Genomic DNA, 20,634 nt, shown 5'->3' with positions numbered 1-20,634 from the left:
ATGCGGTGTTCCCACTTGTTAACGGTCTCTCGACAGAGGAGCCAGGCAGGCATCGAACTACCGCATAAAAGGCCTCTGGTTGCAGCCAGAGGTGGGCCTCAATTTTGCCCGTTTGAGTGAGCATGTACACCATACAAAGCCAGGCAGGTTGCTCCGGGCCTTCGGCCCTCCGCGGGACAGCTTACTTTGTGTACGTTTTACGCTGGTCGCTGCGCTCCCATTTTCGCGCAAAACGCGCACAAGGTAAGCTGCCCCTGCTGGCGGCGTTGTGCAATACGGAACTAGAGTATGTACTTCCAGTATTTACAGTATCTCTACATCTTTGTATGGCTGGTTTGTGCATATGTAGCCTACAAAATAGTTAAAGTAGAATACCTTCTATTTCGTATAAATTTCGCGCGCAGTCAGAATAAAGTAGCATTCTTAGGGTATCGAGTAGCTCGTATTCTTCTTGTAGTTTGCGTCATAGCTGGCGCAGTATATGCTAGCAAGTGGTTTAGCAACTACACAGCTGAACTACAGAGCCGCGCAAAATCAGAGCTTACTCCTAGCAGCTCACCAAACAGAATGTATTGCATTAAAAAGGTAGCAGGTTACTTTCAAGAAAACATTTTGGTACAAAAGTATTTTGTTCCTTCTTACTATCAAACGTGCTTAGAAGTTACGCCCCATTTTTCGGTTAAAAATTTCTGCGGTTCAGTAAGAGAAGAGTATAGTTTTCGCGAAAAATGCCATGAGTCAGGCTTAAGCAGAGAGCAGTGCGACGTACTCTACAAAATCGCTCGGAGGCACTGTGCGGTCAATGCATAACAAAGCGCTGCAGGCCGACAGGGAACCTAACCCGCTTTTGCACACACCTCCATCTAACGGAATTGGAGGTGTCGAATGGCACGAAGAAAGCACTACAACCGCTATGACGATGATTTCAAGGCAACAGCAGTCTCGCTATCCGAGATTCCTGGTGTGCTGGCCAAACACGTGGCCGAAGCTCTCGATATCCATGAGGTGATGCTTTATCGTTGGCGCATGGAGATGCGGCGGGGAGAGATCATGGCCAAGAAGAAAAACATACAGATAGATCCTGAGGTTAAATCAGAGTTGAAGCGCCTCAGGAAGCTGGAGCGGGCGCATAACCTGCTCCAGGAAGAGCATGCCCTTTTAAAAAAAGCCATCCAATTCTCTTTACAACAAAAAGGGAAATCTTCGAGTTCATAGATAGGCACCGGGAAAAGCACAGCATTAGCATGATGTGCCGGCTTTATGGTGTCACCCGGGATGGTTACAACTCTTGGCGTCGCCGTGGTGCATCAGCCCGTGAGCAAGAAGACAGTGAGCTATTTGAACATATAAGGTCAATATTTGACCGCCATGACGGATGCTATGGTAGCCCTAAAATCACGCAGGAACTTAAAAAGAGGGATATCCACGTCGGTCAAAAGCGCGTCGCGAGAATCATGCGAAATCACGGTCTCAGAGCTGTTAAATCACGGATTTACACGGCTAGGCCGGGTACGTATAAGCATGTCTACGGGATCAAATGCAAGATAGAAGGGATCAAGTTAACCCGGCCGAATCAGCTCTGGGTGGGCGATGTTACCTATATCAAGCTCAGAGATGGCAGTTGGCAGTATTTATCAGTAGTCATGGATCGCTTTAGCAGGAAGATAGTTTCTTGGTCTCTGAGTGGTCGTAGAGACGTATCTCTGACGTTATCTAGCATCGATAGGGCGGTACGAAACCGGCGGGCATCACCCGGATCTGATCTTCCATTCTGACCGGGGCAGTGAATATCTATCGGGGCAATACCGCGAGCGCTTACGACGGTATGGTATCAATCAGAGTATGAATCGCTTTAAGAATATGAATGACAATGCCTTCATGGAGTCATTCTTCCATCAGTTTAAGACTGAAAGGATTAAGCGCCAGGTCGTCGAATCGGCGAAACAGCTAAGATCGACAGTGACCGAATATATGCGCTACTACAACACTCAGAGATCGCATTCTTCAATTGGGTATGTTTCCCCTCAAGAATTTGAGTGTAAAATCAATTGCTAACAACTAGGTGTGTGCAAAAGCGGGTTAAGTCCCCTCCAACCCTACGGGCCGTCGAATGCTATGCACATTTTGTGCGGTTCGCTGCGCTCCCAGTATCGCAAAAAATGTGTATCGCATTGGCCGCCCCTGTTGCGGGCGTTAAGTGCAGAATCGAGAGACTACTGTATCCAATAGTAAATGAGGAGTTAAAAATTGCTGCTCTCAAATGCATTTAAGTTTAAGAAATGGGCAAACTCAGAGCTGCTCACTTATGGGCAGCGTCAATTACACTTACTTCCAGAAAATGAAGCAGTTTTCTTTATTAGGATTCTGAATCACACCACCGTAGTTGACAGCTTATTTATAAGCCGGATTTCAGGCGCCTCAGAGATGTATTCAGCTGACAACACGATTGATACGCCAAGCTTTTCAGAATTAAAAGAAAGAATTGAGAAGAACGACTCATGGCTCGTGCACTTCTCAGAGGCAGCGAGCTCTGAAATTTTGAGTAAAGTCATCTCTTTCAAATTCACGGACGGTGACTATGGGAAACTATCAGTAGAAGAAATCATGTTTCATTTGTTAACTCATAGCAGTAATCATAGAGGCATGGCTTCCAGGACTTTAGCTTCAAATGGCTTAGAGCGTCCAAAAGATACGTTTACTCGGTATCTTCATGAAATGGAGCCATTTAGAAGAGAAGAGGCCCGTCTAGCCAGCGTCTAACAAACGCAAGCAAAGGGGCGTCTAACGCTATACACCTTTTGAACGGGTCGCTTCGCTCCCATTTTTGAGCAAAACGCGCACAAGGTAAGCTGCCCAGCTGGCGGCGTTAGCCGCAAAGAGGAGCTCAAGATTGAAGTATCTTTTGAGTCTGATTTTAGTATTCTCGATATCTGCGCATGCAGGAGAAGAGAAGGTGCTAATTGGCGATATTGACGGTGCTATTAAAATATTTACCGAGAATCGTCAATTTGAGACGTTGCTTGTTTCTTCAGATAATGGCTCGAGTTTACAGATTTACCCTGCCGAAAAAGGCTATTGGGTCGAGATTCCTATCGAATCATTCTTGGTTCCTCGGAAGGAGGTGGCATATTTCATAGAGGCCACAGAATGTGAGCGTGCGAGTGGCGCTGAATTGCAGATTTCATGGGCGATCAAGGGAAGTGAGCTACAGCTTATGAGATATTTGAAACAGCATGATTATACTAATTCACCAGAATGCGATATTTTTCTAGATAGAACCCATAAGAACATTGGCTGGATGAAAAGGTACAAGTTTTTTCTTAAAAGAGATGAGGAAGCTCTTTCTGGTTTTTTATATGGTATCCAGCAGCAGGTTCTTGAGGATAGCAGTAAAGATACTTTGAAGCTCCGCCTCATACCAAGTATTGCGCCATAGTTCCAGAACAAGGCTAACAAGCGGTTGTAGTCTCCGAGAATTAGCGGCTGGTAACGCTTACGCTCCGCCCCAGCCATCTCTAAATCGGTCATTATGCGCAAGAAAGCGAATCAGAGTAGATCAGGCTTGACGTTTACAATGGTGAAAAACTCATCAGGTTAAAAACGGAGTAAAAAATGGAAGGCGAATACGGTTCGATAGACAGAAAACCTATGTTGTCGACATTGTGGATATTTTATGCTCTAAATATTCTCTATGCTGATGTGTTTAATCTGATGGGAAGCGAAGCTAGCACGGATGGCGGAGATGCTGATTTGATTGGCAGTTTACTATCTCCTGAAATGCTTCTGGGTGCTGCCATTTTCCTTGAATTGGCGATGGTGATGGTTGTTCTTTCGCGCGTTTTAAAGCGTGGAATAAATCGTTGGCTAAATGTTGTAATTGCTTTAGTGCATGCTTTTGGCCTGCTGTCATCAGTCTTTGTTGGTGCCCCAGCGATTTTTTATATATTTTTTGTGTTAGTTGAGGTTGTAACTCTTTTGTTTATCGTATGGTATGCATGGAACTGGAAGCAGGTTGAACATGCCTTACCCAGCTGCGCATAACCAATACAAGCTGGTCGTGGTCTCTGACCACAGGGCTCGCAACACTCGCCCGCTGCGGCGGGCATTAGATTTCATTGTCATCAAAAGAAAGAAACGGTATGAAAATTAGAACAATAATGGCTGTCCTTGTTATGGTGCTATCTTCTGTCGCGGTTGCAAAGGAAGATGGGAAGAAAGTTGATCAAGAAATCAGGGAAGTTATTGAGGCCTTTAGATTATCAATAATTGAAAAGGATGAAGAAACATTCAATGACCTTTTTTATGATAAGTCTATCCCTTGGATCAGTGTTGTTGCGGACAAAAGAACCGGATCGCTGCCTAGTCAGTCCGGTGTCAGACCTGGCTCATATGTGCAATTTATTTCATGGATTGTCTCAACAGAAGAAAAGTTGGAAGAGAAGTTCTGGGATATAGAAATACTTACCGATAGCGATATTGCTTCAGTGCATTTTAAATATAGTTTTCATATTGGTGACTATAAGAGTAACTGGGGTGATGAGGCATGGCACCTACTGAAAACAGTTGATGGCTGGAAGATTAGCTCTGTCGTTTACTCTGTCACTGCAAACCCTGAGCCCAGACCTAAAAAATCCAGCTAGGTGCTGTAGGCCGACAGGTTACTTTCAGGATCTTCTGCGCAGCCACTGCGAGCAAAATTCGATTTTCGGTCACGGTCGTCTCAAATATAAAGCGTGGACATAGGAGGTTCACATGAAGCGAGTCACGGGTATTGGCGGTATCTTTTTCAAAGCGAAGGACTCACCTACTTTGCTGGCATGGTACAAACGTCATCTTGGCATAGATGTGCAGCAGTGGGGTGGTACAGCGTTTAGCTGGGCAGACGTTGAAGGCAACCCTACAGGTGGGTCTACCGTTTGGTCGATTGCTCCGGATGAAGGTGACCAGTTCGCGCCAAGTAAAGCGCCCTTTATGGTCAATTACCTCGTTGAAGATCTTTACGCTTTGGTCGCTACTCTCAAACAAGAGGGGTGCGATGTACTTGAAAAAATCGAAGACTCTGAGTACGGCAAGTTTGCCTGGGTAATCGATCCGGAAGGGAACAAGGTTGAGTTGTGGCAGCCACCTGCAGGTCAGTGAGGCATCCCGGCGTTGATGGCGTTGGCACTATGAATAAATTGAAGGTATTTACCTACATATTGTTGTTTCTTGGCTGTTCCGTTCACGCCGAAGATATCTTTTTAATCCCAGATGAAAGCCCGATACAGCTTGCGTCCGTTGGACCTGCACATGGAGATGTCGCGACATTTAAGGGTGATGTGATTATTTCAGGGAGATTTGTAATTGGTTGGAAATTTCTCGATGGTGAACCTTTTCAGCTTGAAGCAAGGTTATATCCTGATGATCAGTCCAAGATGCTCTTGCCGCACGAAGCAGGACAATCCCAGGTTGAAGAATTATATCTCTCGCCCGCTGAAGAGGCTGCAAAGACCATTTTGACGGAAGACCAGGCACGAAAGTTGTTGAAGAAAGAAATAGTTACAACTTCGGGAAATGCAATTGTCCAGGTAGGCAGCTACTCAACAGCAATAGAATGTGATCGTCGTTGGTATATGGTGGATATCATCAAGCTCGTATCGCCCGAACTTTTGGCGAGTGTTTCCGGTGAAGAGTATGGATTTGGTTGCTAACACTACATTGCGGTTGGTGTGTGATTTCTGTACTCCTTTTTTCATGCGAAAAGCCTATAGGGTAATCTCTCCCTGCTGATGGCGTTAACACTGTTGAGGTCAACGTATGGTCCAAGAACTGAATAAGGCTTCAGGTCAATGTTTGTGTGGGGCTATCCAGTATGAAATAACCGGGGAAATATCTTCATTTCATATCTGTTATTGTTCCAGATGTAGGCATTCCACGGGCTCTGCCCATGCTTCGAATATTTTTACCAGGCCTGAACATATTTCGTGGAAATCGGGTGAAAGCTTTATTCAGCGCTTCGAGCTGGAGTCAGCTAAAAGCTGGGCAAAGCAGTTTTGTAAAGCATGTGGGTCTAGCGTGCCTTATGTAAATCGTTCAGAAACTTTTCTCGTCGTACCCGCGGGAAGTCTCAACGAAGATATACACATTGCTCCAGATGACAGAATTTTTTGTGATGATAGGTGTATTTGGGTTGAGCGTATTCAGGCTAGCCCAGAGTTTCCGGCGCTCCCAAGTAAGTTTTAAATAACGAGGTGGTTCGTTCTGATCCCGAGGACTTCCAGGGGCGGCCGAGTGAGTACTTTCAAGGAGGAAAGATGAAGTTCCATGAATTTGGTGATTCTGATGGGTTCCCTGTTATTTTCTTTATGGGGACGCCACAGAAGGGGGACTCCGGTGATGAGTTCTCCGATCTGGCAAGTAGATTCGGTATTCGGCTGATTTGTCCTACCCGGCCTTGGTACGATGATACCAGTGCTCACTCGTCTTTTGACGTATGTTCAGAGAATACTATCGCGTACTTGCGCAACAATGGCATTACTTCATGTCACGCAATTGGTGGGAGTGGCGGTGGTCCGTTCGCACTGCACTTGTCGACAAGTAACCCCGGGATTGTTCGTTCTTGCTATTTGTTGGCCTCTATGGGTACGCCTGATCTATTTGTCGAGAAGGTGGCTTCACCGCCTACGTTGCAGCTCCTGGAGTTCTTCAGAGGCAATAACTACGGCTCGACAATAGAATACCTCCGTTCGTTGGGACTTCCTGACGATTTGGCTCATGGTGCCTGGGCCGACTTTAAAGTGCTGCTTGGGTCATGGGATTCAATCGCGTTTAAACAAGCCCCAATAGTCTATATTCATCACGGCGAAGACGATGAAAATGCCCCTATCGAAAGTGTCCGTGATTTAGCGACAAAATTGCCCAAGACCGAGTTTCGTATATCTCACCACGCGAGTCATGCGGGGATGGCTGAGGATGAAAGCTCCACTGAAATCAGCAGGATTTTTGAAGAGGTCATGCTGGAATGTGCTCCCGCTGCGAATAACGCAATAACGCAATAACGCAATAACGTTTAAATCTTACTTCATAAATTGGGGGCGATCTCTACACGGTATTGGGCTAAAAAGAACCAGAAACGTATTGATGGCTTCGAGACAGAAATTATCGAGCGCACAGGTACAGCAGAGGTTCAGGCAGGCAATACATGAGGTGTGTTCAAAAAAGAGCCTGAGCGGGTGCTCCCCGTAAAGCTCTTAAAGCTGGTTTCCGACACTAACGCTCAATGAATCCGCTGAAGGCGGTTACGTACGCCTGGAATGCTTCATATTGAGGCACATGTCCAACACCGTTTAATTCAACCAGTTCGGCGTTCGGTATTTTCTTTGCTGTTATTTTTCCCAACTCACCATATAGCCCCAGTTTTTGTTGGACTGTGGGCGCCGCGCGATTTTTCCCTATAGCTGTGCGATCACGGGTACCGATGATCAGGAGCGTAGGCATTTTCAAATCTTCAAACTCGTAGAGCACCGGCTGGGTAAATACCATGTCGGAGGTTAGGGCGTCGATGACGGCGATCTTGTCGGCGTCGGGGCCAATGCTCCAGCCACCCTGGATATCCAGTAGCGGATTGTATTCCGGTTTCCAGTGTCCGTCGAAATACGCTTTGGTCATATAGGCTTTGACGATGGCCGGTGTCTGTTGCTCTTCCTGTGCAATCGAGCCGTCGATTGACTGATAAGGAACAACGCGTTTCCAGTCTTCCAGGCCAATCGGGTTGATCAACACCAGCTTTTTGGCCCTGTCCGGATGCATCAGGGCAAAGCGCGTTGCGAGCATGCCGCCCATGGAGTGTCCGGCAACGTAGACTTTTTCAACGTCGAGTGTGTCGAGCAGTGAGCGGGTGTGCTCTGCCAATGACTGGAAACTGAACTGGAACCGCGTTGGTTTGCTGGATTTACCGAAGCCGATCTGGTCGGGCGCGATAACGCGATACCCTTTAGCGGTCAGCGCGTCGATGGTTTGTTGCCAGTACGCGCCAGAGAAGTTTTTACCGTGTAGCAGAAGCACGGTTCCTTTTGCCTGTGGTGGTGTTCCCTCGGACTGCCTGGGCGCGACATCCATATATGCCATACGCAATGACTGTTGCTGGTCATTGAGGTCATGAAAACGGACCTTGTAGGGGTAGTCATAATTGCTCAGCAAGGCATCGCGGGGCTGTACCTGATATTCCTCGGCAGTCGCGGGCGATATGTTTTGGGTGAGGGTACCCACTGTCATCAGAAGAGCCCAGGCCGAACTGGGCAGGATGGCCAGACCGCTACATTTTTTGAAAAGGCTGGTCATCCTTCACTCCTGTTTCGATTCAATAGGTTTTTGTGCTGAGGAGGTTGCTGCCTTGCCCCGGCAGTGGCAGCTGCGGCAGGTTGGATACGGCCTGGAGCAGGCCCTGCTCATAAAGCTGCGCGGCTTGTTCTTTCTCGCCCAGGGCGAAGAGCAGGCGTGCAAGTTCGGCGGATGTGGCCGGGTCTGAACGCAGCAGGAGGCTCTTCTCGAAATACTGTCTGGCCTTGCCCCAGATTTCACTGCGAAGGCACAGGCGTCCCAGGCAGGTAAGCAGGTCGGCATTCTCGCCGTATTCTTTTTGCCAGCCGTCGGCAACGGCGAGTTGCTGGTTGGCGTCGGCACCGGTGAGCAGACCGTAAAGCTGTACGGTATCGCTGCGCCACTCGCGATTCAGGATCCAGCGCAGGTGTTTTTCCGCTTCGGTGTCATCGCCGACGTGGTGGAGCATTTCCCCATACAAGTTGCGCAGCTCGATGTTGCGCTGCCAGCGGCCGTTGAGGCTCTGCCATACTTCGCGCAATTTCCCGCTGTCGTTACGTGCGGCGGCTTCCCGCAGCAAGTGCTGGTATACCTCGAGTTCCAGTTGCTGCAGTTGGGACTCCGGCATGGTGCCGTGTTTTTCCAGGCGCGGCAGCAGTTCACGCAGTCCATTCCATTCGCCGATGTTGTAGTACGCCTGGCGCAATAGCTGGAGCAGGGCAGGGTGGTTGGGTTCTTCCTGCATGGCCCGTTGCAGGCTGGCGATGCACTGCTCGTAATGTTTATCGAGCAATTGCATGCGCGCCTGGGTGATCGCTACGGCGAGCTGGGTGTCGTCACCGGTGGCTTCTGCCTTTGCCAGTAGCTCATTAGCTTCATCGCGGTAGCCCAGTTCAAATGCACTGCGGGCGGCGGCGAGGTAATTGATGATTGGGGCGTCGGAGCGCGCTGCACTTTTCAGTAGCAGGCGGCGGGCGCGGGTCCAGTTGCCCTCCATGTATTCCACGAGCCCATTGGTCAGGCGGCGGCGGGCAAGGCGGCTGCGACCAAAGCGGATACGGCTGAAGCCGCCCTCAATGGCGCGGGCGAGGCTGCGCAGTAACCAGAAGAATACGAACAGCGCGAGGATGCCGAAAAACAGCCCGCCGATGGCCACCCACAGGTTCATCTCGATACGTTTGCCGGCTTCGCCGCCGATCATCAGCATCAGGTAGCCCGGGTATGAGCGGATGGCTTCTGCCAGCAGCGCGCCGGCAAGCAGCAGGACCAGGGTAAAAAACAGGAAGCGCTTCACTGGATATCGCCTCCGTCACTTTGGCCGGCGGAGGTCTTGTGCATGCTGTCTATGTAGCTGCGCAGTGCGGTCTGCGAGGCGCTGAGGTTCGGTAGTTCAGTGGCGATTTTCTCGTTGGACAGGGCTTCCAGCTCGCGCAGGAGCGCCTGCCGTTGCGGGTTGTCCACTCCGTATTCGATGAGTAGTTCCCGCGCCTGTTTCAGGGCGTCGGTATAGACGGTTGCGTCCGCGCGCAGCAGTGCGAGTTCTGCCTGCTCCATGCTCAGTCGGAGGGTTTGGCGAAAACGGGTTTCACTCTGCGGGGAGAGCAGTACCGGGTCGATTTCGGCATCGCGGATGCGCACTGAACCTTTGAGGAAGGTCTTGAAGTTGTTCCAGCTGTCCTGGAAGCGGTTGCCGCTGGCTTCCCCGGCCGCAGGCTGCTGCTCGGCTTCGGCGGTATCTGCGGTGGCGAGATCGAACTTGGGCTGGATGTTGAGTTTCACCAGCTGTTCTTCCAGTGCGCGCAGGCGCAGGTAGAGACCTTCGCGGTCGACGTTTTCAACCAGCTTCAGGGCCGTGAGGTCACGGGCCAGCTGCTGGCGTACGCCGTAGAGGTCGGGCAGGTCGACGTCGCGAACGATCTTGTCCACTTCCTGCACCAGGCCGAGAGCGGCGCGGCTGTCCTGCTCGAGCATCAGGCGCTGGTTGGCGAGTCGCAGCAGGTAGTCGGCTTCGGCCAGTTGCCAGTCTTCGCGGCTGGCATTGCCAAGCTGGCTCAGGCGGTTGCCCTGAGCGGTTACGCTGCGCTGCATGGTGGCGATTTGCTGCTGCAGCTGGTTAATGGTCTGGCTTTGCTGCTCCAGTTGCTCGCGCAGGGCGGCTGTCTGATCCGGGGTCGGCGGGGCGACCGGTGTGGGCGGTTTTGGGGAGGTCCCTTGCGGCTGCCATGCGGGCTGTTGCGGCTCGGATGGTGTGGTTACTGTGTCACCATAGCTTTGGCTGCTGTCGGTACCGGTATCCGCAGCCGGTTCGCTCGTGTCTGGCGTCGTTGTGGAAGGCGTTGCTGCGGTGTTTTCTCCGGAAGTCTCGGTATTCGCCGTCTCGGAGGCGGTGCCGGCACTGGTGCCACCTGGCGCTTGGGCGGTTGCGAAATGTTTGCCGACCAGCGGCAGCCCCTGCAGATGCTGGCCAACCTGCATACGCACGCTTGGAATCAGGTACCAGGCCGCGACTGCGGCAGCGATCAGCAACAACAGGAATAGCCAGAACCAGAGCCAGCCATGTCCCTTGTTAGGCGTAGCCTTGGCAGCGCTCTTGTCCGACGATTTCTTTGGGGGCGGGTTCTTGTTGTCGCCCTTGCCAGCCGGCTTTCCACCCTGCTTTTCCTGGTCCGCCTTGGCGAAGTTGCTTTTGGGGGTCGCCTTTTCCGTCACGATGGGGATGTCTTTGGACTCTTCGGCGGCCTTGTCGCTGGCGGTGGGCGGGGCTTTCTTATCGCTCATGGAATTGTTTCGCTCGCGAATGGGTGTCACGGCAGTGGCAAGCGCCGAAGCGGGTGGCATCTGCCCTGGTATTGGACGCAGTTGGCGCGTAGCCGTGGCTATAGAAATTTTGTCGCCAAATTATAGCGACTACAGCCGTTCTTTATACGAAGTATGGCGCGCAAATGAAATTTTTTACCAGATTAGGCGCCGCTGCGGAAATCTTAGGCGGCGAGAGCTTCACTCATTGCGGTGAGCATGGCTGTGTCACCGGCATTGGTGGCGGCGGTGACACGGGTGAAGCCGAGAGTTCGCGCCTGCGCGGCCACTCGGGCGCTGGGGCAGATCAGCGGGACGCCGAGCAGTGTCAACCGGTGGCTCTGCTGCAGGCTCTGGTGGAGATTCTCGAGAGTCTCGCCGCTGTGAACGACGATTGCGTCAGGGGTATGGGGGTAGTCGCGCAGCTGGGTGGCGGCGTCTGCGGGAAGCAGGCGCTGGTACAGCTCGCAGTAGTCGACGCGGGCGCCGCGTTCGCGCAGGGTGTCGCCGATTAACGTTCGGCCGCCCTGGCCACGGAATACGATCACCCGAGCCCCTTCGGGGTGTTGCAGTGCTGGCAGGGCCAGCAGCGCTTCCGAGTCCATACTGCCGCGGGCTTCATCGCGCTCGGGCAGGGCGCCGCGGTCGGCAATGGCATCTGCTGTGGCCGCGCCAATAGCGTAGAAGCGTGGTCCTTCGGGCAGTTGCGGCCAGTAGTTTTCCAGCCAGTCGAAGCCCCAGCGCACTGCGTTCTGGGAGACAAAGATGGCGTGCTCGAACTGGTCGAAGTCCAGTATCAGGCTTTTGATGGACTGGGCTTCGGTCTGGTTGTCCGGTGTTACCGGAGCGATTTCCAGCATCGGGATGCTGTCGCAGTGTGCGCCCTGTTCGGCAAGCAGTGCCTGCCAGCCGGCACTCTGGTGTGCCGGCCGGGTGAGGAGGATGCGCTTGTCTTGCAGGGATGTATTCACGGGCGGAAAAGGGTCCTGGCTACAGGCTGAGACGAGCTGTCAGAGCGCCGCGAGAATGTCGTCCGCGCCTGCCTGCAGGAGCTGTTCGGCCAGGCGAATACCGAGCTGTTCGGCTTCGGCGACGGTGCCATGCACTTCTGCCTGCAGCATGGTTGCACCGTCCGGGCTGCCTACGAGGCCGCGCAGGTACAGCTGTTCGGCATTGTCGCCGGACAGGGTCGCATAGCAGCCGATTGGCACCTGGCAGCTGCCGTTGAGGCGGCGAACCATCGCGCGTTCGGCGATCAGGCGGTGGCTGGTCTGGTCGTGGTGCAGCGGGGCGAGCAGGGCTTCCAGGGCCGGGTCACGACGGGACTCGATGCCTACGGCACCCTGGCCACCGGCCGGCAGCAGGATTTCCGGTTCGATAAATGCGGCAATGCGCTCGCGCATTTCCAGGCGCAGCAGGCCTGCGGCGGCGAGGATGATGGCGTCGTATTCGCCCGCGTCCAGCTTGGCCAGGCGGGTATTCACATTGCCGCGCAGGAATTTCACTTCCAGGTCCGGGCGCAGTGCCAGCACCTGGCACTGCCGGCGCAGGCTGGAGGTGCCGACTACGGCCCCCTTGGGCAATTCTTCAATAGACGCGAAGTGATTGCTTACAAAGGCATCGCGCGGGTCTTCGCGTTCGCAGATCACCGGCAGGTGCAGGCCCTCCGGGAATTCCATCGGCACATCCTTCATGGAGTGCACCGCGATGTCGGCGCGGCCTTCGAGCATGGCCTTTTCCAGTTCCTTTACGAACAGGCCCTTGCCGCCCACTTTGTTCAGCGGGATATCCAGCAGCTGGTCGCCGCGGCTGGTCAGCGGCAGCAGCTCAACCTCGAGCTGTGGATGGTGAAGTTCCAGCTGTTGCTTGACGTAGTGGGCCTGCCACAGCGCCAGGGCGCTTTCACGGGTGGCAATGGTGATGCGGGAGATGGAGGAAGTGTCAGACATGCGAGGCTCTGGTATGCGGAATACGGATCTGTTGGGATTTCGCGCGCAAGTCTATCAGTTTGTGCGCGGGGATGGAGCTGTGGGCGACGAGGGAAATGCGCGATCAGTGACCACCAGCTTCCCGCAGCCAGTCCTCCAGGAAGATACGTGCGGCTATGGAGTCGATGGGCTCGTCGGCGTAATTGCCCCGGTGCCCGCGATCGCGGGCCTCTTCTTTCGCTGCCCGGGTGCTGAGGCGCTCGTCCACATACTCCACCGGAAGACCGAAGCGGCCGTGCAGGCGCTGGCCGAATTTCCGCGCGCGGGTGCAGAACTCACTTTCACTGCCGTCCATGTTGAGCGGCAGCCCTACCAGCAGGGTGTGCGGCTGCCATTCGTCGAGCGTTTTCTTTACCTGCTCCCAATCGGGCTTGCCGTCACGGGCGGGCAACGGGGGCAGTTCGCGGGCGCTGCCGGTCAGGCTTTGTCCGTAGGCGAGGCCGATGGAGCCGGTGCCGAAGTCGAAGGCGAGGGCGGTGGTGGCTTTACTCATGGGTAAGATCTGCGGGGCGGCTTCTGTGGGAAGGTCAGGCGTGGCCGGACTGATTGCTGATACCACTGAGGTCGATGCCGTGGCGGGCTGCCGCCAGTTGCCAGCGTTTTTCCCAGGGGGTGGCGAAAAGGATTTCCGGCTCGGCCGGCAGTGTCAGCCAGGCGTTCTCGGCGATTTCACTTTCCAGTTGCCCGGGGCCCCAGCCGGCGTAGCCCAGGGCCAGCAGGACGTCGTCGGGCCCGCGGCCGGCAGCCAGTGATTCGATGATGTCTTTGGATGCGGTAAGGCTGATGTCTTCGGATACTTCCACGGTAGAAGCGAATTTCATGCCGCGGCCGTGAAGCACGAAGCCCTGCTCCTGGGCCACCGGGCCGCCCATGATTACGGGTTCGTCACCGCGCAGGCTGTTGTCGTCGAGGGACAGCTGACTGAACACTTCCCGCCACAGCACTTTACTGGGCGCATTGATGACGATTCCCATGGTGCCTTCGGGGGTGTGCTCACAGATAAAGGTCACGGCTTTGTGGAAGCGCGGATCCTCCATGCCGGGCATGGCCAGCAACAGCTGGCCGCGCAGGCTGGTATGGGTCAGGTCGCTGTCGATATTCGATGGCTGCATGGACTTAGTCTAGGTGCTGATTCATAGGCGGGGCGTTCAGCCGCCGGATGCATTGTTTGCCGCGGTAGAGAAGCCGGTCATCTCGAAGCGCCAGGTGCGGATGATTTCCAGTCGGTCCGCTTCTTTGCGAATTTCCGGCGGGAAGGGCGCAAACGGCGCGGCCAGGCGCACGATCTGTTGTGCGGCGTCATCGAGAATGCGCTCGCCGGAAGATTCCAGGATCACCACTTCTTCTACGGCACCGGTGGGTAACAGGCGTACCATCATGCGCAGATTGCCAGTAATTTTGTTTCTCAGGGCTTCTTCCGGGAAATTGTCATTGCCGATGGCTTCCACTTTCTGCCGCCAGTCGTGCAGGTAGGCCGCATCAGTGGAAGCTTTGGTGGCAACGGAGGTCAGGCGGCGCACGCGCGGGCGCTGTGCGATAGTCTGACGGATTTTGTCGAGTCTGGCCTGCAGGCTGGCAATTTCCGGGTTGGTCGGCGGCAGGTCACTGGGGGCATCGCCGCGCTTTTCCTTCGAACGCTTGTCTTCCGCGGGGAGCTCCGGTGCCTGCTGCGGGCTGTCACCGATCGTGGTGATCAGCTGGCGCAGTTGATCGGCGGGGCGTGCCGCCTGCTGCTGTGGCAGCGGGTTGACCTGCCGGATGTTGGTGTCGGCGATTTCGGCTTTTCGGTCGGTCGAGAGCTCCTTCGGGGCCTCCGCGGTGCCGCTGGCTTGCTGGTTGTGCTGTGCCAGGTAGTCGGCGTCTTCCGGCGCATCGGATGCGCGGTGTTGGGCCAGAGTTACTTCCAGGGTCGGTGGAGCCTGTTTTGCTTCCGGTGCGGTAAATCCCACACCGAAAATTACCAGTGCGTGAACCGCACAGGCCAGAAACAGGGCAAAGGTAAACCGGTCTCCCTGAGTGGCGTGGCTCGCGGACACGGGGCCCGGGTTGATGGTCTGGCTGGCTGCTGCGGTCATTGTGATTATTGGTATCTACTACTGCCGGGGGTCTGTCGGACCGCACGACGACAGCTGCGGTCCATCACAAGCGGGTGAGTTTACCCTTTTTGCGCCAGTCGGTCTGTGATTGCGCGCATCAATAATTCGCCGATGTCGGTTCCAAAGGCTGCATCAATTTCGCGCACGCAGGTAGGGCTGGTGACGTTGACCTCGGTCAGGTAGTCGCCGATGACGTCGAGGCCGACAAAGAGCAGGCCCTTTTCTTTCAGGGTAGGGCCGACCTGCCTGGCGATCCAGAGATCCCGCTCTGACAGCGGCCGCGCTTCGCCGCGGCCGCCGGCGGCCAGGTTGCCCCGGGTTTCACCAGCTTCCGGAATGCGGGCGAGACAGTAAGGTACCGGTTCACCGTCCACCACCAGAATGCGTTTGTCACCGTCTTTGATTTCGGGGATATAGCGCTGTCCCATAATCTGGCGCTTGCCGTTATCGGTGAGCATCTCGAGAATCGCGCCGAGGTTGGCTCCGTCTGGCTTCACGTGGAATATACCGGTGCCGCCCATTCCGTCCAGGGGTTTGAAAATAACGTCTTTATGTTCTGCGTGGAATGCGCGCAGCTGCTTCATGTCGCGACTGACGATCAGCGGCGGGCAGCATTCGGCAAAGTGGGTGGCGAATATCTTTTCGTTGCAGTCCCGCAGTGACTGGGGCTTGTTGCAGACGAGAGCGCCGGCGCGTTCGGCGGCCTCAAGGATGTAGGTGGAATAGATGTACTCGTTGTCAAACGGGGGATCGACGCGCATCAGGATCACATCTAGTTGCCCCAGGTCCATAGGGGCGCGCTCACCGAGGGTGAACCACTTCTCTGGGTTGTCGAACACTTCCAGCGGGCTGCCATTGCCCATCGGTTTGCTGCCATCCAGGTAAAGATCCGACTGCAAAAAATAGTGCAGCGTAAAGCCGGCACGTTGTGCGGCCTGAAGCAGGGCCAGGGTGGTGTCTTTTTTAAAGGTGATCTGGGAGATGGGATCCATCACCACACCGAGAGAAAGGCTCATATTGGTGTCCGTGTGTAAAAATGATTGCACTAGCGAGGGGGCGCAGGGTGTGAAAACCGCGGCCTTGGTTGCTGGAAAGTGGCTACGTTAAAAGTAGTCCGTTGCCGCTGCAAGGCCCGTGAACTGAGTATCTGCTCACAATTTGATCATCCCTCCATCGTGCGCCTCCTCGTCGCTAGATTCACTCTGGCTTCTGTGATACAAGTTTCCCTCTGATCTGCGCCCGCTGGCTGTGGCCACTTCAGCAATGATCAAAACCCCGTAATGAGGTTGCACAAAAGGTGCGGTATACGATTATTAACCACTGCACCTGAAAATAAGTACACAGGGGACACAAGAGCACTATGGAACTGAATTGGGAAAGTCTCACCGTTATGGTGATCGACGATAGTAAAACGATTCGTCGCACCGCCGAGACACTGCTGCAAAAAGCGGGCTGCACCGTGGTTACTGCCACTGACGGATTTGATGCGCTGGCGAAAATTGCCGACTCGCGCCCGGATATCATTTTTGTTGACATCATGATGCCGCGCCTGGATGGCTATCAGACCTGCGCGCTGATCAAAAATAACAGCGAATTCCGCGGCACGCCTGTCGTCATGCTGTCCAGTAAGGACGGACTGTTCGATAAGGCCAAGGGGCGCGTTGTGGGCTGTGATCAGTACCTTACCAAGCCATTCAGCAAGAGCGAGCTGCTGGGCGCAATTTCAGCGCACGCGAAGCCGCATCACGCAGCTTGATAAGTAATTTGCATTGCTAGTGTGAAACCATTGGCAGAAATGGCGTATGCTATGCCCACATCAGGGTTGTGCGCATTCGCGAGTGGTATTCGTGCATAAAGTGGCACGAGTGACAGGAAAGTCGCGCAACCAAGCGTAAGCTACAGCAATAGATAAGAAAGTGCGGAGCCGCCGGGCGGAATGTTCAGTGGCCCTTACCTACAATAGCGCAGTGCCGGGGTAGCAATGCTACTTAAGGCGGCTGCGGACAACACCATCCTGGGGGAATAAAGATGGCAAGAGTGCTAATCGTTGACGATTCGCCAACCGAAACTCACAAGCTGACTACGATTCTGGAAAAAAACGGTCACGCTGTACTCACCGCGCCCAACGGTGAAAGCGGAGTAGGCGTAGCTCGTGAGCAGCGCCCTGATGTCATCCTCATGGATATCGTTATGCCGGGCCTGAACGGTTTCCAGGCAACCCGCCAGCTGAGCAAGAACGCCGAAACCAGCGGTATCCCCATCGTTATGGTGACTACCAAGGATCAGGACACCGACCGGGTGTGGGGTATGCGCCAGGGAGCGCGTGCCTACCTGACCAAGCCGGTAGACGAAAGCAAGCTGTTGGGTACTATCGAGGAGGTGTTGGCCTGAGGCCGACGTTGAGTCTCCGTGCAAACAACTCTTACCCCTTATCTCGCGCTGGTTGATATTGCCAATCGCGCAAAAGCGCAGGCACAGGGGCTGCCTGCCCGTCAGGAGGTCAGACCTTTCTGGACGGGCATTGGTTTCTCTCTGCTGGGGCACCGCTTTGTGGCCGCCATGGATGACGTGGTGGAATTGCTGGAGGTCCCGCACTATACCTTTATTCCGGGCGTCCAGCCCTGGGTGCGTGGCGTTGCGAACGTGCGCGGCCGCTTGCTGCCGCTGTTCGATTTGGCGGCTTTTTTTGGCGGTCATCTAATAAATCCGCGCCAGCGTCGCCGGGTGTTGGTTATCGAACACGAAAAGCTCTATGTGGGGCTGATCGTCGATGAACTGCACGGTATGCAGCACCTTGCACTTGAATACGGCCAGTTGCCACCTTCTGAACTGGCTGAGCCTTTTGCGTCTATGGTCAGTGGCCAGTTTGTCCTGCAGGACAACCGCTGGTTGGTATTTGATCTTCCGGCGCTGATCAATGATTTTCAGTTTGCGGATGCAGCGGCTCACTGAGTCGCTGTTTCAGGTTTGTAGTTTTGGCCTTCGCGGTCACCGCCGGCTATAAAGTGGTCGGATGAGGTTGAGCGCTGTTCAATCGTCAAATCAATTGCTCACCCCTGTTGATCAGGGGCGGGTATCGACCGTTCAGATCTAGGCTGAACGGCCGATAAATCAACAGTCGGCAATCGCCGGAATTGGGGCGCCCTTATTGCTCGTATTGCGCAAAAGGGGGGTCGCGGCAAGTCCGGGCATGGAGCCCGGGTAGTGGTTATAACAAGAATTGGCCTGGGCACAGGTCCGCCAGGAGTAAATTATGAAAACAGGCTCCCAGAGTTCATTTTCTGCGCTGCGCAGTAACCCTGCGGCGCTGTTTATGGGTTTGCTGGTACTCGCCACACTGGCGGGGCTGATCGTCAGCATCTATTTGGTGCAGACCCAGGCTGACCGGGATAAGGAATATCTACAGGACGTGGCGGAATTGCGCGCACTGTCCTATCAGGTTGTATCTGACGCCCCTGCAGCGACTGCCGGTGACGAAGAAGCGTTTTCCGACCTGGAGACCGTCGTCAACCAGATGGCGGCGACCTGGAATGTGCTGCAGGGCATGGACGACAGCACTAAAGCTGCGCTGAGTCAGGAACTGGCCAACTACGGTCAGGTCTGGCGCCAGCTGCGCGAGCAGGCTGACACCATTATCGGCAACAAAGATTCGATTATCTTCCTGAACGATGTGGCGAGCACCCTGAACGACTCGCTCCCGGAACTGCAGGCAGAGCACAACAACATTGTGGAAATCCTGCTGGCCAACAACGCTCCGGCAAATCAGGTTGAGCAGGCTCAGCTGCAGGTTTGGCGGGCGGAGCGTATCGGTCGAAATATCGACAAGATGCTTCAGGGTGGTGACGATGCGGAAGGTGCCGCGGACCAGTTCAACACCGATGCCAGCCTGTTCGGTAAGGTGGTAGAGGGGATGAAAGGCGGTGACGTGGTGATGGGGATTTCCCGCGTGACCGACAGCGAAGCCCGCGAATCTCTGGAAGAAATTACCGAGCTGTTCGAATTTGTAAGCTCCTCGGTACGTGAGATCTTCGAAGCAACCCCGGCCCTGTTTGCCACCCGTCAGGCTGCTGACGGTATCTCCGCATCCTCACCGGAGCTGCTGGAAGCCCTGTCGACCCTGAACGACCGTATCGTAAGCCTGTCCAGTGAGCGTCAGCCGAATAACCAGACTATCGCGATCATCGCCGGTGTGTTCGTACTGTTGATCTTCGGCATGATGATCACGGCGTTCTCCGGTACCCGCCGCAGCCTGCGTGAAGAGTCCGAGACCAACGAGCGTAACCAGCAGGCGATTATGCAGCTGCTGGACGAACTGGCCGACCTCGCAGATGGTGACTTGACTACCTCCGCGACCGTAACCGAGGCCTTCACCGGTGCGATCGCTGACTCCATCAACTACACAATTGACCAGCTGCGTGTGCTGGTAAGCCGGATCAACGGCGCAGCGCAGGAAGTATCTTCCCTGTCTCAGGAAACCCAGCAAACTGCACTGCACCTGGCCGAGGCCTCCGAGCACCAGGCGCAGGAAATTGCCGGCGCCTCTGCCGCCGTAAACGAAATGGCGGTGACCATTGACCAGGTATCTGCGAACGCCGCCGAATCGGCGCAGGTAGCGGAGCGCTCGGTACAGATTGCTAGTAACGGCGCCAAGGTGGTACAGAACACCATCAAGGGCATGGATACGATCCGCGAGCAGATTCAGGACACCTCCAAGCGAATCAAGCGACTGGGTGAATCTTCCCAGGAGATTGGTGACATCGTTAGCCTGATTAACGACATTGCCGACCAGACCAACATTCTGGCACTTAACGCCGCGATCCAGGCCTCTATGGCCGGTGATGCAGGCCGAGGCTTCGCGGTGGTTGCGGACGAGGTTCAGCGTCTTGCGGAACGTTCCGCAGCGGCAACCAAGCAGATTGAAGGCCTGGTAAAAGCGATTCAGTCGGACACCAACGAAGCGGTTGTATCGATGGAGTCCACTACTACCGAGGTGGTACGTGGTGCCCGTCTGGCGCAGGACGCGGGTGTTGCCCTGGAAGAGATTGAAACAGTATCTACCAACCTCGCATCCTTGATTCAGAACATCTCCAACGCGGCACGCCAGCAGGCTTCCTCCGCGGGTCACATCTCCAACACGATGAACGTGATTCAGGAGATTACCTCGCAAACCTCTGCAGGTACCCAGGCCACCGCACAGTCCATTGGTAACCTTGCCCAGACCGCATCGGCCCTGCGTGATTCCGTTGCGGGCTTCAAACTGCCGACCGAGCACGACGTCGATACCGACAGCGACCTGTACGGTAGCGATCTCACTGATCTGTCTGAAGAGTTCCCGATGCTTGAGGATGAGAGCGCCGAGGAGCAGCTCTCTGAAGAAGAGCGCGAGGAGCGGGCACTGGCCTGATAAACCGCAAACTCTGATAACGATAATGCGGGCGCCCCGGCGACTACTAGTT

Annotated in this window: 24 protein-coding genes; 15 read left to right on the top strand and 9 right to left on the bottom strand. The window is 54.6% G+C overall.

Annotated elements, in window-relative coordinates; genetic code table 11:
* Positions 1-885: 885 nt before the first annotated feature.
* From LC093_RS13400 to LC093_RS13350, 11 genes are all read left to right on the top strand, one after another.
* Positions 886-1,215: a transposase gene (locus LC093_RS13400; protein WP_226665563.1), complete on the top strand. Its 330-nt coding sequence runs from the start codon at positions 886-888 to the stop codon at positions 1,213-1,215.
* Entirely contained in the window at positions 1,176-1,775 is a 600-nt protein-coding gene (locus LC093_RS20565) for an IS3 family transposase (protein ID WP_226665602.1), read from the top strand. Before LC093_RS13400 ends, LC093_RS20565 begins: the two co-directional genes overlap by 40 nt.
* Positions 1,723-2,055, top strand: coding sequence for an integrase core domain-containing protein (locus tag LC093_RS20560; RefSeq protein ID WP_413231509.1), 333 nt, complete (start codon positions 1,723-1,725; stop codon positions 2,053-2,055). Before LC093_RS20565 ends, LC093_RS20560 begins: the two co-directional genes overlap by 53 nt.
* Before the next feature lie 192 nt (positions 2,056-2,247).
* Entirely contained in the window at positions 2,248-2,760 is a 513-nt protein-coding gene (locus tag LC093_RS13385; protein ID WP_226665548.1) for a DinB family protein, read from the top strand.
* A gap of 130 nt (positions 2,761-2,890) precedes the next feature.
* Positions 2,891-3,436, top strand: coding sequence for a hypothetical protein (locus tag LC093_RS13380; RefSeq protein WP_226665545.1), 546 nt, complete (start codon positions 2,891-2,893; stop codon positions 3,434-3,436).
* Between the two features lie 176 nt (positions 3,437-3,612).
* On the top strand, positions 3,613-4,041 hold the full coding sequence (locus tag LC093_RS13375; protein ID WP_226665543.1) for a DUF6326 family protein: 429 nt from the start codon (positions 3,613-3,615) through the stop codon (positions 4,039-4,041).
* Between the two features lie 98 nt (positions 4,042-4,139).
* Complete coding sequence (locus LC093_RS13370; RefSeq protein WP_226665541.1) at positions 4,140-4,640, top strand: hypothetical protein; 501 nt, start codon at positions 4,140-4,142, stop codon at positions 4,638-4,640.
* A 112-nt stretch (positions 4,641-4,752) separates the two neighbouring features.
* Positions 4,753-5,139 (top strand): VOC family protein, encoded by a 387-nt coding sequence (locus LC093_RS13365; RefSeq protein ID WP_226665539.1) that lies wholly within the window; start codon positions 4,753-4,755, stop codon positions 5,137-5,139.
* Between the two features lie 29 nt (positions 5,140-5,168).
* Positions 5,169-5,690, top strand: coding sequence for a hypothetical protein (locus LC093_RS13360; protein ID WP_226665536.1), 522 nt, complete (start codon positions 5,169-5,171; stop codon positions 5,688-5,690).
* A 106-nt stretch (positions 5,691-5,796) separates the two neighbouring features.
* Positions 5,797-6,222 carry a GFA family protein gene (locus LC093_RS20555; RefSeq protein WP_226665534.1) on the top strand — a complete coding sequence of 142 codons (426 nt, stop codon included), beginning with the start codon at positions 5,797-5,799 and terminating at the stop codon, positions 6,220-6,222.
* Positions 6,223-6,293: 71 nt separating this feature from the next.
* Positions 6,294-7,037 carry an alpha/beta fold hydrolase gene (locus LC093_RS13350; protein WP_226665532.1) on the top strand — a complete coding sequence of 248 codons (744 nt, stop codon included), beginning with the start codon at positions 6,294-6,296 and terminating at the stop codon, positions 7,035-7,037.
* A 211-nt stretch (positions 7,038-7,248) separates the two neighbouring features.
* Here LC093_RS13350 and LC093_RS13345 read toward each other — a convergent pair whose 3' ends face one another.
* The 9 genes from LC093_RS13345 to gshB form a co-directional block, all read right to left on the bottom strand.
* Positions 7,249-8,319, bottom strand: coding sequence for an alpha/beta fold hydrolase (locus LC093_RS13345; protein ID WP_226665529.1), 1,071 nt, complete (start codon positions 8,317-8,319; stop codon positions 7,249-7,251).
* A gap of 19 nt (positions 8,320-8,338) precedes the next feature.
* Entirely contained in the window at positions 8,339-9,592 is a 1,254-nt protein-coding gene (locus LC093_RS13340) for a heme biosynthesis HemY N-terminal domain-containing protein (protein WP_226665527.1), read from the bottom strand.
* Entirely contained in the window at positions 9,589-11,076 is a 1,488-nt protein-coding gene (locus tag LC093_RS13335) for a uroporphyrinogen-III C-methyltransferase (protein ID WP_226665525.1), read from the bottom strand. The genes LC093_RS13340 and LC093_RS13335 overlap by 4 nt, the downstream gene beginning before the upstream one ends.
* Before the next feature lie 203 nt (positions 11,077-11,279).
* On the bottom strand, positions 11,280-12,065 hold the full coding sequence (locus tag LC093_RS13330) for a uroporphyrinogen-III synthase (protein WP_226665523.1): 786 nt from the start codon (positions 12,063-12,065) through the stop codon (positions 11,280-11,282).
* Between the two features lie 39 nt (positions 12,066-12,104).
* Positions 12,105-13,043, bottom strand: coding sequence for a hydroxymethylbilane synthase (gene hemC, locus LC093_RS13325; RefSeq protein ID WP_226665521.1), 939 nt, complete (start codon positions 13,041-13,043; stop codon positions 12,105-12,107).
* Positions 13,044-13,146: 103 nt separating this feature from the next.
* On the bottom strand, positions 13,147-13,575 hold the full coding sequence (gene ruvX / locus LC093_RS13320) for a Holliday junction resolvase RuvX (protein ID WP_226665519.1): 429 nt from the start codon (positions 13,573-13,575) through the stop codon (positions 13,147-13,149).
* Between the two features lie 34 nt (positions 13,576-13,609).
* A complete protein-coding gene (locus LC093_RS13315) occupies positions 13,610-14,194 on the bottom strand; it encodes a YqgE/AlgH family protein (protein WP_226665517.1) in 585 nt (194 codons plus the stop codon).
* Positions 14,195-14,230: 36 nt separating this feature from the next.
* Positions 14,231-15,157, bottom strand: a complete 927-nt coding sequence (locus LC093_RS13310) for an energy transducer TonB (RefSeq protein WP_226665514.1) — start codon at positions 15,155-15,157, stop codon at positions 14,231-14,233.
* An 80-nt stretch (positions 15,158-15,237) separates the two neighbouring features.
* A complete protein-coding gene (gene gshB / locus LC093_RS13305) occupies positions 15,238-16,194 on the bottom strand; it encodes a glutathione synthase (RefSeq protein WP_226665512.1) in 957 nt (318 codons plus the stop codon).
* 344 nt (positions 16,195-16,538) lie between these two features.
* On the opposite strand from gshB, the gene pilG reads away from it, so the two are divergent.
* The 4 genes from pilG (at position 16,539) to LC093_RS13285 (ending at position 20,582) form a co-directional block, all read left to right on the top strand.
* The gene (pilG, locus tag LC093_RS13300) at positions 16,539-16,934 is read left to right on the top strand and encodes a twitching motility response regulator PilG (protein WP_226665511.1); all 396 of its coding nucleotides are present in this window, start codon (positions 16,539-16,541) and stop codon (positions 16,932-16,934) included.
* 272 nt (positions 16,935-17,206) lie between these two features.
* Positions 17,207-17,569 carry a twitching motility response regulator PilH gene (pilH, locus tag LC093_RS13295; RefSeq protein ID WP_226665509.1) on the top strand — a complete coding sequence of 121 codons (363 nt, stop codon included), beginning with the start codon at positions 17,207-17,209 and terminating at the stop codon, positions 17,567-17,569.
* A gap of 18 nt (positions 17,570-17,587) precedes the next feature.
* Complete coding sequence (locus tag LC093_RS13290; RefSeq protein WP_226665507.1) at positions 17,588-18,130, top strand: chemotaxis protein CheW; 543 nt, start codon at positions 17,588-17,590, stop codon at positions 18,128-18,130.
* Positions 18,131-18,431: 301 nt separating this feature from the next.
* On the top strand, positions 18,432-20,582 hold the full coding sequence (locus tag LC093_RS13285; protein WP_264193063.1) for a methyl-accepting chemotaxis protein: 2,151 nt from the start codon (positions 18,432-18,434) through the stop codon (positions 20,580-20,582).
* Positions 20,583-20,634 lie beyond the last annotated feature (52 nt).

The organism is Microbulbifer aggregans (genome assembly GCF_020524005.1).
Lineage (GTDB): Bacteria > Pseudomonadota > Gammaproteobacteria > Pseudomonadales > Cellvibrionaceae > Microbulbifer > Microbulbifer aggregans_A.
Note: the sequence above shows the minus strand (reverse complement) of the source record. Positions and strands in the feature narration are given on the sequence as shown.